Source organism: Prevotella sp. LMAG:51, assembly GCF_008680225.1.
GTDB lineage: Bacteria > Bacteroidota > Bacteroidia > Bacteroidales > Bacteroidaceae > Prevotella > Prevotella pectinovora.
Window position 1 is genome coordinate 18,300 of sequence record NZ_NALQ01000018.1, and the last position, 13,765, is coordinate 32,064.

12 protein-coding genes are annotated in these 13,765 nt (G+C 49.5%); 7 read left to right on the top strand and 5 right to left on the bottom strand.

The genetic code is table 11. From position 1 onward, the window contains the following. The first annotated feature begins 23 nt into the window (after positions 1-23). The 5 genes from CCC32_RS06245 to CCC32_RS06265 are packed head-to-tail and all read left to right on the top strand — an operon-like array spanning position 24 to position 5,301. The gene (locus CCC32_RS06245; protein ID WP_287073098.1) at positions 24-1,070 is read left to right on the top strand and encodes a Wzz/FepE/Etk N-terminal domain-containing protein; all 1,047 of its coding nucleotides are present in this window, start codon (positions 24-26) and stop codon (positions 1,068-1,070) included. Between the two features lie 19 nt (positions 1,071-1,089). After that, positions 1,090-2,247 (top strand): EpsG family protein, encoded by a 1,158-nt coding sequence (locus tag CCC32_RS06250; protein ID WP_042519021.1) that lies wholly within the window; start codon positions 1,090-1,092, stop codon positions 2,245-2,247. An 11-nt stretch (positions 2,248-2,258) separates the two neighbouring features. Next, positions 2,259-3,296, top strand: coding sequence for a glycosyltransferase family protein (locus tag CCC32_RS06255; RefSeq protein WP_287073102.1), 1,038 nt, complete (start codon positions 2,259-2,261; stop codon positions 3,294-3,296). Continuing rightward, entirely contained in the window at positions 3,296-4,111 is an 816-nt protein-coding gene (locus CCC32_RS06260; protein ID WP_287073105.1) for a glycosyltransferase family 2 protein, read from the top strand. Before CCC32_RS06255 ends, CCC32_RS06260 begins: the two co-directional genes overlap by 1 nt. Before the next feature lie 17 nt (positions 4,112-4,128). Next, the gene (locus CCC32_RS06265; protein WP_287073108.1) at positions 4,129-5,301 is read left to right on the top strand and encodes a glycosyltransferase family 4 protein; all 1,173 of its coding nucleotides are present in this window, start codon (positions 4,129-4,131) and stop codon (positions 5,299-5,301) included. A gap of 120 nt (positions 5,302-5,421) precedes the next feature. On the opposite strand, the gene CCC32_RS06270 is transcribed toward CCC32_RS06265, so the two are convergent. The 5 genes from CCC32_RS06270 to CCC32_RS06290 form a co-directional block, all read right to left on the bottom strand. Continuing rightward, complete coding sequence (locus CCC32_RS06270; RefSeq protein ID WP_022316750.1) at positions 5,422-5,877, bottom strand: lipocalin-like domain-containing protein; 456 nt, start codon at positions 5,875-5,877, stop codon at positions 5,422-5,424. Positions 5,878-5,940: 63 nt separating this feature from the next. Next, on the bottom strand, positions 5,941-7,527 hold the full coding sequence (locus CCC32_RS06275) for a capsule assembly Wzi family protein (RefSeq protein ID WP_287073114.1): 1,587 nt from the start codon (positions 7,525-7,527) through the stop codon (positions 5,941-5,943). 20 nt (positions 7,528-7,547) lie between these two features. Then, a complete protein-coding gene (udk, locus tag CCC32_RS06280; protein WP_022316752.1) occupies positions 7,548-8,159 on the bottom strand; it encodes a uridine kinase in 612 nt (203 codons plus the stop codon). A gap of 20 nt (positions 8,160-8,179) precedes the next feature. Continuing rightward, positions 8,180-8,746 carry a uracil-DNA glycosylase family protein gene (locus CCC32_RS06285; protein ID WP_042519061.1) on the bottom strand — a complete coding sequence of 189 codons (567 nt, stop codon included), beginning with the start codon at positions 8,744-8,746 and terminating at the stop codon, positions 8,180-8,182. Positions 8,747-8,941: 195 nt separating this feature from the next. Then, positions 8,942-9,961 carry an endonuclease/exonuclease/phosphatase family protein gene (locus CCC32_RS06290; RefSeq protein ID WP_374119400.1) on the bottom strand — a complete coding sequence of 340 codons (1,020 nt, stop codon included), beginning with the start codon at positions 9,959-9,961 and terminating at the stop codon, positions 8,942-8,944. A gap of 250 nt (positions 9,962-10,211) precedes the next feature. Here CCC32_RS06290 and CCC32_RS06295 point away from each other — a divergent pair, with 250 nt between their 5' ends. Beyond that, entirely contained in the window at positions 10,212-12,794 is a 2,583-nt protein-coding gene (locus tag CCC32_RS06295) for a TonB-dependent receptor (RefSeq protein WP_042519008.1), read from the top strand. A 16-nt stretch (positions 12,795-12,810) separates the two neighbouring features. Further along, on the top strand, positions 12,811-13,716 hold the full coding sequence (locus tag CCC32_RS06300; RefSeq protein WP_287073117.1) for a DUF5689 domain-containing protein: 906 nt from the start codon (positions 12,811-12,813) through the stop codon (positions 13,714-13,716). Positions 13,717-13,765: the final 49 nt, after the last annotated feature.

Genomic DNA, 13,765 nt, shown 5'->3' on the forward strand with positions numbered 1-13,765 from the left:
ACGTAAACGAAATACAAGATAAAATGTCAGATACAAAACGCGTGAAGGAAATCGACGTGCTTTCGCTTTTGAAGAAAGTGGCGTCGAGGAAAAAGGAAATGATAATCTTCGTTTCTGTATTCTTTGTTATTGGAGTTATCGTGGCTTTGGAACAGCAGAAGAGATACACCTCTTATGTGGTGTTGGCTCCAGAGGCCACAAGTATGGGTATGTCGCAGAACCTCAGCGACATTGCCGGAGCCATAGGTATGGATATAGGTGGCGGAAAATCTTCCGTCGATGCCATCTATCCCGACATCTATCCCGATGTCTTCGCATCCACAGACTTCGTGGTGAAGCTCTTCGATATTCCTGTCAAGGTGAAGGGACAGAAGAAGACATACTACAACCACATCCTGCAGGACACCAAGATACCATTCTGGGACTATCCCAAGTTGTGGCTAATCAAGATGTTCGGTAAGAAAGACACCATACCGAGCACCAATGTCGTTAACCCATATTGTCTGACAAAGATCCAGAGCGAGGTCTGCGAGGCAATAGTCGGAAGCATCGGTTGCCAGATCAACAAGGGTACCAATGTGATAACCATTTCCGTTACCGACACCGACGCTCGTGTGGCTGCCTGCATGGCAGACTCCGTGAAGACCAGACTGCAGAACTACATCACGCTCTACCGTACGAAGAAGGCAAGACAAGACCTGGCTTACTCACAGCAGATCAATGCAGAGGCAAAGGCAGCCTATGAGAAGTCGCGTCAGAAATACGCATCATTCGCCGATGCCAACTCAGAAGTTGTGCTCATGTCGTATCAGTCTAAACTCGAGGACCTGGAGAACGATATGCAGCTGAAGTTCAACAACTATTCGCAGACCGCCCAGCAGGTGCAGAAGGCACAGGCGAAGATACAGGAGAACACTCCGGCGTTCACCGTCATTCAGAATGCCACCGTGCCATTGAAGTCGTCGAGCATGCCGCGAACGCTTATGGTCATCATATTCGTGTTTGTAGGAGTTATAGCAGACGCCCTCTGGGTGTTGGTGTTGAGCCAGGCTTTTGGCAAGAAGAAATAAAGAAAGGTAATACATATAGATGGAGTTCGCTTATCCTTATCTGCTGTTGGTCATGATCTATGGTTCTCTTGCCGTATATGCCCATTTCAACAGCGAGTCACAAATGAAGACAATGTGTGTGAACATATTGTCAGTTGTCGTATTTGTGTTCTTCTTCGGACTCAGAGGATTCGTGGCCTACGACTGGACCTCATATTATCCCGAGTATCAGAGTCTGACCGACTTGCGCACCTTGTTCACGCTTCCGTTGAACAAATGGACGTGGGAGCCGGGCTTCATGATATTCGGAGTGATATGCAAGACCATATATCCCAACTATTTCTTCTTCCAGTTTCTGTGTATCTTGATAAACGTTACATTGCTGATGATGTTCTTCAGGCGATATGTCAGCAACATACCGCTTGCGTTTATGATCATGCTGGTGATGAGCGGTTTCGAGATAAACATCAATCTGGTGCGCAACTCCATATCCATATTGCTGTTCGTCAATGCCATCGTGTTCATTGAGAAGAAGCAGTTCCTGCCCTTTTTGCTCGTTTGCTTATTAGGCTTCACGTTCCATAGTTCGTCATTGGCATACATACCGATGTATTTCATCATCAACAGAAAGTTCAACAAATACATAATGATGGCGGTATTCGCCGTTGCCAATGTGATATACCTCTTCCATATCCCCATCCTGAAGTCGTTGATACTCCTGGTGGTAGACTATATCATGCCGTCTACCAAACTCTGGGTGGAGGCATATCTCAGCATGGACCTCAGCACGGGCTCCGTGTTGAGTATCGGCTATCTCGAGCGACTGCTCACCGGAATACTTCTGTTCTGCTATATCGACAAGCTCAGAGAAGTCCGCAACGGCAACAACATCTTCGTGAACAGTATGCTCTTCTATCTGTGCACATTCCTGTTTCTCAGTGAGTTCCGCACGATAAGTCTCCGCTGTTCCTATCTTTTCATCTATGCATACTGGATTGTATGGATAGACCTGATAAAGTGTTTCACCTATCGCAACAACAAGATACTGTATCTGTCGTTCGTGGCGTTGTACAGTCTGCTGAAAGTATATTTCCTTAATACCACCGCCATGTCGGAGTATTACAACATCACCATAGAGAACAAGCCATACAACGAGAGGCTCATCCATTTCAGACAACATTTCAACGACGTTAAATAAAAAGACATACCATGAAAGGAAAAGTATTGTTCATAGATTACGTATACATGAAGGGACACGTCAACTTCAATCGTATCCATATCGACGCCATCCGCTCGGCAGGCTACGATGTGAAGATAGTGTTGCATTCAGACATAGCTTCCCAACTCGATTATCCTGACAGCGATTACGTTGCCAAGCTGCCCCGCTTCCTTAATATGCGCGGCAAGAGAGCCGTTCTCAACCGCATTATATTCACTGTCACCCTGCTGTATCTGAAATTCAAGATACGCTTCTCAGATTACACTCATGTAGTGGTGTCGAGTTGCGATGAGGTCACTTTGGGTCTGTTGCCCCTTTGCCGTAATATGTATATAATATGTCATAACACCGGCACCGTGGCATCCAGAGTGAAACTATTCTTTCTCAAGCGTCTGGCGCGCCACAACACCTTCGTTGTGTTCGACGACTATATGAAGAAACCGCTGCTTGAGAATGGCATAACAAATGTTGCCGTGGTGTCACACGGCTGCGTCAGTCCGTTTGATGAGAGCCATGCCGATACCAGCCTTCCCGAATACTTTTCCACTTTCAGGAAAGTGGTGTTCCATCCCTCTTCAAAGGCAGACGACACCTTTGTGAATTCGCTCGTAAGCAGTAGCGAACTTGTAGATTTCCTTGCCCGGAACGATGTGTTGCTGCTCATTCATGGCGACAAGAAAGAAGGCGAGAAATATCCCGACAACGTGCGCTTCATTTCAGGCTTCCTGCCAACGGCGCTCTATCGGGAGATATTCCTCCGTTCAGACATCGTGCTCCTTGCCTATCCCTCATCCTTCCAGAATCAGGTCAGCGGAGTGAGCTTCGAGTGTGTGGCAAACAAGAAGAACATGCTCGTGCTTGAGCATCCCGCCCTGCATTACTGCCGTGACTTCTATAACTACGATCCGATATTCTCCTCTACCGGCGAACTGATAGAGAAGATGCGGGCGCTGACAGGCGACAACGGTCTGCATTGTGTGGCAACCCCGGAATCGCTGACTCCAGACTATCTTAAAATCTTTGGATAATGGAAATATCTGTTATAATACCTACATACAAGCCCGGAGAATACATCTCCGACTGCCTCCGTTCTTTGGAGGAGCAGGATTTCCCCGTTTCCGATTATGAGGTGATAATCGTACTCAATGGCTGCGACATGCCATACCGGTCGATGCTCGAAGGTATCATCACCGACAATGGTTATGTCAATGTGAGAGTCATTCAGACCGACGAGCCGGGTGTGTCGAACGCCAGAAATATCGGTATAGACAATGCAAAAGGCAAATATCTGCTCTTCATCGACGACGACGACTGGGTGGCAGGCAACGGCTATCTGTCGAGCATGCATGCCATGACGGATTTGCATACGGTGGTTGCCTGCAATTTTTATCTCATTGATGACAAGACCCGTGAGCACCTGCCGTATTTCCTCACATCAGCCTACAAGCGATGCATGGAATGCCCCAAGCTGACATTGTTCAATTCGCGGAGCTTCCTGTCCACGGTAACAGGGAAACTCATACCCAGAGATGTGATAGGAGACAGGCGGTTTGACACGAAGCACAAGCTCGGTGAAGACGCCCTGTTCATGTTCATCGTGTCCGACAGGATTTCCAGAATGGAGATTGTCCAAAATGCCGACACCGTATATAACGTGAGGGCAAGAGAGAATTCCGCCACCCGTGCGCGCCATCGGTATTCGGAAAGAATTGCCGTGGCGATGAGACTTACGTGTAGCTATATGGGGGCATATCTGAAAAAGCCGCTGAAATACGACTTCCTTCTGTTTGCATCGAGGGTCTATGCCACGATAAGCAAGCTGCGTAAAAAAGTATATGAATAGAAAATAACTGATATCGTATGAAATACTGCATATTGACACCACGCTTCCCATTTCCCGAAAATGGCGGAGACGTGTTGAGAATTAACAATATAGCCAAATATCTGAAGTCTGCCGGTCATGAGCTGGTCCTCGTGTCCTTCTGTGAGGGCAATCCTGACATGGCAGCCGTAAAGACTATGTATGACAAGATATACGTAGTAAAGCGCAAGAAGACCAACTCCATGCTCTACTCGCTTGAGTATATGCTGAGCGGTCGCCCCATACAGTGTGGCTACTACTACTCTCGGGAATACTCAAAGCTGCTGGGGATGGTAATCAGCAAAGAGAAACCAGACCGTTTCGTCAGCCATCTGCTCAGGATGGTGCCATACCTCACCCAGCATGGCGTGGAGTCTCAATCCATCGTGGAGATGACCGATGCCTTGTCGAAGACCTATACTCTGTCTTCCGGTTTCAAGGGCATGTCGCTGAAGAAGGTTATTTACGCCATCGAGCGCAAGCTTATCCGAAGATATGAGCACTTTGTGATGAATAAATTCCCGAAGGTTGTACTCGTTTCACAGGCAGACATCGACTATCTCTCTGCCGGGGACGACAAGCATTCGCTGGCATTATACACCAATGGCGTGGAGTGTATGGACGAGATACCCGATTCCTACGACCATGACAAGATCTGCTTTGTAGGCAATATGCGAACCCTGCAGAACCAGGATGCGGTGTTGCATTTCGTAAACGACATCTTCCCGTTGATTCTGAAGAAGAAACCCGGAGCCAGATTCTATATCGTAGGGGCAGAGCCGCCGAGAAACATCATGGCGCTGTCTGAAAAATCCGAGAATATCGTGGTGACAGGATTTGTAGACGTCCTTTCAGATGCCGTTAAGGATTCATGCGTGGCTGTGGCGCCGGTGCAGATTGCCGCCGGCATTCAGAACAAGGTGCTTGTGGCTATGGGTATGGGAGTGCCGGTGGTGATGTCGTCGCTCATTTCAAAGGCAATTCCCGAACTTGAAAGTGGCACCAACTGCATCATCGAAGATGCTGACCAAGCCTTTGCCGACGCTTGCCTGAGGATGATGGACAACGAAGCCGACCGCAACCGCATTTCCCGTTCAGGCTATGATACCGTAAGGAAATACTATTCATGGCAGGAGAAACTCTCCGGCTACGATCATTTGAATGCTGACTAATCTTCCACAAGCGGTCATCAAACTGTTACTCTTGCCTAAGCATGGCATAGAAAAATGCTCCATGATTCCGTTATTTGGAATTATGGAGCATTTTTGCAAATTATGGAGTCTTATATTGTTTTAGAATCCCTTGAATGTCAGTTTCAGCGTTTCCGACTGCAACACCATTTTACTTCCAGTCAATTTTAATACCTGGAAATTCTCCTCCAGCTTGTTTATGCCGTATGGTGCCAGCAGGGTAGGGTCGGAGAGAGGCACGTCGCCGTTTTCGCGGTCGTAGACGTATGGTGTGTGCAGCGTGAGCTGCGTGTTTGTCTGGTTGAAGCGCATCAGAATCTTCGCGAGCTTCTCGTTTTTGTCATCCGCCTGCATCAGTTTGTTTTGGAATGCCCAGAATAACTTTTCATTCTTCAGGTCGAGCACTCCGCCAGTGGCAATCGTGTCCACACGGGTCAAATGCCACATACCGTTGAAATCTCCGGCAGCCGATGAAGTCTCTATGTCGCATGAGGCGAGAGTCATCGTGGTAAGTATCGTTGTGGCGGCTATGAGGATGCCGCATATTGTCTTTCTCATTTCTTTTCTTTTTTCGTTTTTTGTTCCCCTTGTAGATTATCGGTGAAGTTATAGTGACAGTGTCTACAGGCTGAAACTGCCCCTCTTGGCGATGGTCAGCTGGAAACCGTAGTTGTTGCCCAGTATTCCACCGAAGTCCATGGCATAACCGCCTTTCACGCTCCAGTTGCGAAGCAGAGACCTTGTGAATTTGTATTCACCCTCAACGAGGAAACTGATATTGTGGCGTAAGTCGTTGTAAGGACTGCCATAGGTCCCCAATCCCTCCTGATAAGTGGCAAGCACACGGTATCGTGTGTTGTCGCTGGGACGGCCGTCGAATCCCAGATGGAAAGCCATGAAACGGTTGTCCTGCACAAAGATGCTTCCATTCTGGTTGTAGATTGGCGAGCGGAAGAGAGGGTTTCCCATCACCTGTCCCCAGTGCTGCCATCCAGGATAGATGTTGTGGTTGTAGTAATTGTCGGTGCCGCCGATATGGTCGGGAATAGTCGTCGTATGGTCGTGGTATATAGGTCCGCTTTGATATTTTGTGTAGATATATTCCACCACGATGTTTCTCAGCCATGTACCATATTTCATGTTGAGGTCGAAACCTATCATCCAGTCTTTGAAGTCGTAGAGCACGTAGCGTCTCTTCTTCTTCACCTGCCATTCCTCACCGCTTCCGTAACCATCGTAGTCGAGTTGGAACATCGCCGAGTGGTCTTCAAAGAATTTGTCTACGTAGAGTCCCGCTTTCCAAAGGTCTTTCTCCAAGTTCAGTCGCATCATCCAGCTGCCCAGCTGGTTGCCTTCTGCATTTTTGTAGTTTTCGCCATCGGTGATGTCTTTGCCTCCCGGCACGAAAGCGTTCCAATAACCTTTCAGACTCGTGTTACCGTTTATCACCGACACCGTTCCGTCACCGTTAGGCAGATACGATTTTCCGCCGAACTGCGATGCCATCTCCAGTCCCAGTTCCAGCGAGAGAGGGTGCATATACGGGTCGCTTCCTATTCTGATGAATCCTGCCTTGGAGTGATATAACACGTTGTCGGCATATCTGCTCCGCTTGCTGGTGAATTCGTGCTGCCATGAGTCGTCGGTCATTATTCCGTAAGCCACATGACCTTTCAGCTGCACCCAACCGCCAGTGAACGGCACCTTCCAGTAGTCTTCGAGCGCCAACCTCACCTGTGGTACGGGTCGGGCGTTTATGCCCAAAGTCTGCGAACCGCTGCTGAGCCTGTTGTCCTTCAGGTTCATCGGCCTTTCCTTTGCTCCTATGGAGAGAGTGCCATGCAGCCATCGTCCCTCCACGTATGCCTGTTGCAATACCACGTTGCTCGTATAGTTGAATGGCACGGCGGCATCAACGCCGAATCCGTATCCCCATTTCTTTTCCATGTCGTTGCCTATGCTTCTCTGCAGCGATCCTCTGATGTAGCCGTTGTTCTCGTCGAGCGACGACAATCCGTATTTGTTGGCATTCAGCCATAGTGGGGTCTTGCCGTGTGAGAAGCTTCCCTGGGCCTCAGCCGAATATTCAAATTCCCCTTTCTTCTGTAGCGTGGTGGTTTCGTCGTCGTAATTGCCGTTGTCTTGAGCCGTAGCGTTTAGTGTCGCTGCGGAAATCAAGGCAAGTAGAAATACCTTCTTCTGATTCATAAATGTTTTGATGTTTGTGTCTATTGTTGCATCAGTCTTTCGATGAATTTGCACACCATGTCGATACCCTTCACGTTCTCTCCGCCCTGAGGGATGATTACGTCGGCATACCTCTTTGTGGGTTCGATGAACTGTTCGTGCATAGGTTTAAGCACTTCGAGATAACGGTCTACCACCATCTTCACGTCGCGTCCACGCTCCACGATGTCCCTTTGTATGTTGCGTATCAGTCGCTCGTCGGAGTCGGCGTCAACGAATATCTTCAGGTCCATCATGTCTCTCAGCTTCTTGTTCAGCAGCGTCATGATGCCCTCGATGATTATCACAGGCTTTGGTTCCACATGGATGGTCTCCGGCAGACGGTTGCATTTGATATACGAGTATGTGGGCTGTTCGATGGCGTTTCCCTTGCGCAGTTCGTTCACCTGCTTGATGAGCAGTTTCCAGTCGAAGGCGTCGGGATGGTCGAAGTTTATGGCATGTCGTTCCTCCTCCGTCATCTCCGTCGTGTCGTTGTAATATGAGTCAAGCGGTACCACCGCAACATAGTGTGGAGGCAGAGCTTCCACGATTTTCTTTACCACGGTGGTCTTGCCAGAGCCCGTACCACCAGCTATGCCGATTATTGTCATATATTCTGTTTTGATGTTTGCTATTTTCTTATCAGGACCTTGCGGTATTGTTCCGCTTTCTTCTCCAGTTTCATGGGGTAGGCTCTCGAACTGCTTGGCATGCGGAAGAGAGTCATCCTCTTGCCGTTGTTCAGAAACTCTACCGATGTGCCAACTTTAGGGACGGGGCAGCCGAAATGCGTGGCGAATACCGTAGTGGCCTTCTCTCCTGTCGTCACCACCGTGGTGCAGTGGGGGAGTCTTTCCAGAAGCGAGTCGAGATCAGTTGGTGTCACAATCTCCAGATCCTTGTCAGAAGCCGTGTTCTTCGTGCGTCTCACGGCACACGCCGTGTCGTATAGCGCCACGCCCTCTTTGGTGAGGAATTCCACTATCTGCTCTTTTCTGAACCTCTTCCTCTCCGTGTCCACGAAATGGTCTTTGTCGTCGAAAAACAGTAGCCCAAAGATTCTCCACATGTCGTTTATGAAGTTAGGATAGAAGAAATCCATGCTCCATCGCTGTTTTGATGGCGGAAAACTTCCAAGCATCAGCAGCCAGGCATTCTTGGGCAGGAAAGGCTCGAGTGGATGGCATTCTACAGGAATGTTGGCGGATGATGCCCCGGTGTCGGCACTCGCCAATCCGCCAGTCCCTCCGTTCTTCCCCAGGGTAGTGGACAGGCTTGTTTTGCTTTCAGTTTCTTCGTTTGATTTCATAAAGACTTACTGTGATATAGTTCTTGAACCTCGGTATTACCCATTTTGCCATGGTTCCCTCAAATTAAGATCTATTCCATATCCCTACTTCTGCTCCTTCACCAGATACACCACTACCGGCAGGTGGTCGCTGTATCCGTCGAGCCATACGCCGCCGGCATGAGTACGCTTTGGAGCACCCTTGTATTTCCCTTCGGTCTGGAACAGGTAGTCGCGGCGGAAAATCTGGTTCTTGAAGAATTTCAGTGTAGAGAAATCCTTTGCTCCCTTTTTGTTCAGCAGGTTAGGAGTCATTACAATCTGGTCGAAGAGATTCCACGAACCGCCATAGGTCAGTGTTCCCAATCCCTCTTTCACCAGTATGTTGTACCATGGGTTATACATCTCGCCTTTGCCCACCTCGTCGATGTCTGGTTTGCATCCCAGAGCCTCCGTCATGCTGGCGTTTGTGGGGTCGTCGTTCATGTCGCCCATCACGAATACCTTCACCTTTGGGTCTTCTCTGAGCAGCGAGTCCTTCAGCGCTCTCACCTGGCGGCCGCCCGATTCACGATAGAAAGGTTTAGCCGCCCGGCTCGGCCAGTGACACACCACGAATGCCACATGCTCGCCGGCCATCTCTCCGCTCACGGTCAGGAATCCGCGGGTCAGAAACGCACTGTCCTTCTCCAGTTCCTGCACGTATGGCACGAGCTTAGTGTTCCAAACCTTGAAGAGCTGCGGATTGTAGAGCAGCGCGCAGTCGATGCCACGGCGGTCCGGACCCTCTATATGTACGTATTTATAGCCACGTGCCTTCAGCGGTTCCTGTGCCGTGAGGTCGTCGAGCGCCTTGCTGTTCTCCACCTCGCTCAGTCCAATCACGGCGCATCCCACGTTCTTAGGCAGCACGTCGGTGCCCATGTCGGCAAGAGCCCTCGCCATGTTCTTCAGCTTGTGAGAATATTTCAGCCCGTTCCAACGGTAAGACCCCGTAGGAAGGAAGTCGTAGTCTCTTTTGCCCTCGTCGTGGCAAGTATCGAAGAGATTCTCCTGGTTGTAGAATCCCACTCCGTAGCACAAATACTTTTTCTCATTTTGCGACATTGCGCCGATAGACACCATGCACAGCACTAATATCGGCAAGAAACTGATTCTTTTCATTTTCATATTGTTATAAATATTTTGTTTTTCTATACTGCCTGTCTGACAATTATTCACGTCTTTGTAATCAAAGACAAAGGTATGAATTATTTTCCATTATTTTGGCATTGCGATATTAAATGTTTGTAACATCCCGTATTTTTATCTTGTAATGTTTGTCGCTTAGTCAAAAAAGCGTTAACTTTGTGGCATACAAACATAACACTTATTTATGAAGCAGAAGAATCTGAAATTAGCCGTGATGGCATTGTGCTCCGCTTCTATGGCCCAGGCCCAGACAGTAGGTACTGACTCCATAGGACAGCGTGGCGCCGCTCTCAGTGAGTCGGCTTTCACGTTTACGGAGGCACAGCTCGGAGAAGACGATGATATGTCGCAGAACGTTACCATCGTCAATTCCAACTCCAACATGTATGCGAGTGAGGTGGGATTCCTCTTCTCGCCGGTGCGTTTCCGTTATCGTGCGTTCGACCAGAAGTATAACGATGTTTATATCAACGGACTGCCGATGAACGACATGGAGACGGGGCAGTTCCGCTATTCCCTCGTTGGCGGACTCAACCAGCAGACAAAGAACCAGGAGTTCGCCCTTCCGTTTGAAACCAACAATTTTGCCATGACGGGGATGGCAGGTTCAAACAACTATAACTTCCGTCCGGCAAGCATGCCGGCAGGCCACAGGATAACGCTCTCCGGAGCCAATCGCAGTTATACGTTGCGAGGCATGTACACCTTCAATACCGGACTCAGCAACCGTGGTTGGGCATTCTCAGGAAACCTCACATACCGCTGGGCGAACGAAGGATACGTGGAGGGGACGTTCTATAACTCCCTCTCTTACTTCCTCGGAGTGCAGAAGGTGTTCGGTGACGGAAGCCACTCTCTCTCGCTCACCACATGGGGCAACCCTACGGAGCGCGCCTCTCAGGGAGCCGGTACTGACGAGATGTACTGGATGGCAAACGACAGATACTACAACCCATACTGGGGATACCAGAACGGCAAAAAGCGCAACTCACGAGTAGTCAACGACTTTGCGCCGACAGCTCTGCTCACATGGGACTGGAAAATCTCCGACAACGACAAGCTGACGACTTCGCTCATGGGCAAGTACAGCATGTATAAGAGCACGAAGCTGAACTACAACAACGCCGACAACCCTCATCCAAACTACTGGAAGAATATGCCGAGCAGCTATTTCGATATCTGGGACGACACCAATACCTCATACCGGAACAGCGATGCGCTCGCCAACTGGCAGTCGGCATACGATTTCTGGAGCGGACCTAAGGCAAACCGCCAGATAAACTGGGACCAGCTGTATTATGCCAACAAACAGGCATCGGCACAGGGACAGGATGCCATGTATTATCTGCAGGCAAAGCACAATGATGCGCTGACAATCGCATTGGCTTCAACTTTCAACAAGCAGATAGACAAAGACAAGGCATGGAACATCGGCATTGTGGGAGCTACCAACAAGGGCATGCACTACCAGACGATGGAGGATATGCTCGGAGCAACGACATTCCACAACGTGAACACCTACGCCATCGGCACCTATTCGCCAGATGCCGACGAGGTGCAGTATGACCTCAACAACCGCAACGGCCTCGTGGGAAAAGACGACAAGTTCGGTTACAACTATAACCTGCTCGTGAACAACGGCAAACTGTGGACGAGCTACTCGGAGAACTTCGGCAACCTGCACTATGTAATCGCCGGTAAACTGGGATATACATCCATGCAGCGCGACGGAAAGATGCGCAACGGTCTCGCCAAGGACAACTCTTACGGCAAGAGCCACACGGCACAGTTCATTGACGGCGGAATGAAATTCGGAGCCAACGTTAATCTGGGCCGTGGCAACACCTTTACCCTCGGACTCGGATATGAGCACCGTGCTCCGCAGGCAAAGGCGGCCTTCATATCACCGGAGATAAACAACGACTTCGTGCGCAACCTCAAGAACGAGCGCGTGTTCAGTTCAGAAATCGGATACCAGTTCCAGACCTCTTGGCTGCACGCCAACATCAACGCATACTACAGCTACCTCACCAACGTGAGCGACTGGCAGAACTTCTATATGGACGACGTGAACTCATTCACATACGTGTCGCTCACAAACATGAAGAAGGCATACTATGGCGTTGAGGCAGGATTGAAATTCCGTGTTACAAGCGCCTTCGACGTGAAACTTGTCGGACAGATAAGCGACGCCAAGATTCTCAACGACGCCAATCTCGAGTATATGCGCTCGCAGAATGCCGTGGTATATGGTGATGTGGCAGACGGACTCGTTGAAGACCATATATATAATAAAGGTATGCGCGACAACGGCACACCGCTCACGGCAGCAAGCCTCGGACTCAGCTATCACAGCGGCGGATGGTTCATCGACCTCAATGCCAACTACTACGACCGCATCTATCTCTCATACTCTCCTAACTACAGATATGAGTCAGCATGCAAGGTGCGTGGCGACATCCTAAACAACCAGCCCATGCGCAGCAAACTCTCACAGGCTAAGGGACACGGCGGATTCATGATAGACGGTTCTATCGGAAGAAGCATATACCTGAAGCGCGGATCGCTCTCAATCAACCTCACCGTGACGAACATCCTGAACAATACCAACATCGTGACCGGAGGATACGAACAGAGCAGAAGCGACTACAGCACACCGAAGGCCGACGGAACGGCAACGACACGTGCATACAAGTTCTCTAAGAATCCAATGAAGTTCTATGCCTATGGCACCAACGGACTCCTCAATATCGCGTATAAATTCTAAAAAAACTCTCATGACAATGAAAAAGACGAAATATATAAAATTCCTCGTTGCGGCAATGCTCCTCGGCGGACTTGCCACTTCTTGCATGGACGATGACTGGAACGACCCGACCGGCGAGGTGGCTCCATATGGCAACAACGACATCGTGGAGGACGATGCCAAGATGATATCCATAAAAGAACTGAAGGCAAAGACAGTAGACCTCATCCCCTCATCACAGGCAAACGACACCGTGCGCATCACGGAAGACTGGCAGTTGAAGGTGCGTGTGACCGGAAACGACATTCAGGGAAACATCTACAACCAGATTGCCGTGCAGGACGAGAGCGGAGAGGGACTCCTCATCTGCATACAGAAGGGCGGACTCTTCGGATTCCTGCCTGTAGGACAGGAAATCCTCGTAAACCTCAAGGGACTCTATATCGGCATCTATGGCAACAACGTGCAGGTTGGTGTGCCATATACGAATACCAGCGGCAGGACATTCCCAAGCCGTATGAACATCAACGTGTGGAACGAGCACTTCAAGATTCTCGGTGCGGCAGACGCTTCAAAGGTGGTGCCTGAGAAATTCGATGTGTCAAAGCTGAAAGACGTGGCATACGTGAAATCTCATCGTGGAAAGCTGATGACACTGGAAAACGTGGAGATGGATGGCGCTGACGGCAAACTGGCATGGGCGCCGGAGGCTGACAAGGACGCCGGAAACGGAGTGAGCCGCACGGTGAAAATCGGTGGCAAGGCACAGAGTCTGATGGTAGTGCGCAGCAGCACATACGCCGACTTCGCTGCCAAGGCGATGCCTACGGGAAAGGTGAACCTCACCGGTATCTTCACCGTATACGCCACAAATCCTTCAAAATATGGCTACACCTGGCAGATTCTCCTTCGTTCAGACAGCGACATCGAGGAGGTGAAATAAGCAAGGCTGAGAATTCAATAAAAAGTAACAAAACTATAAAAAAGAAATA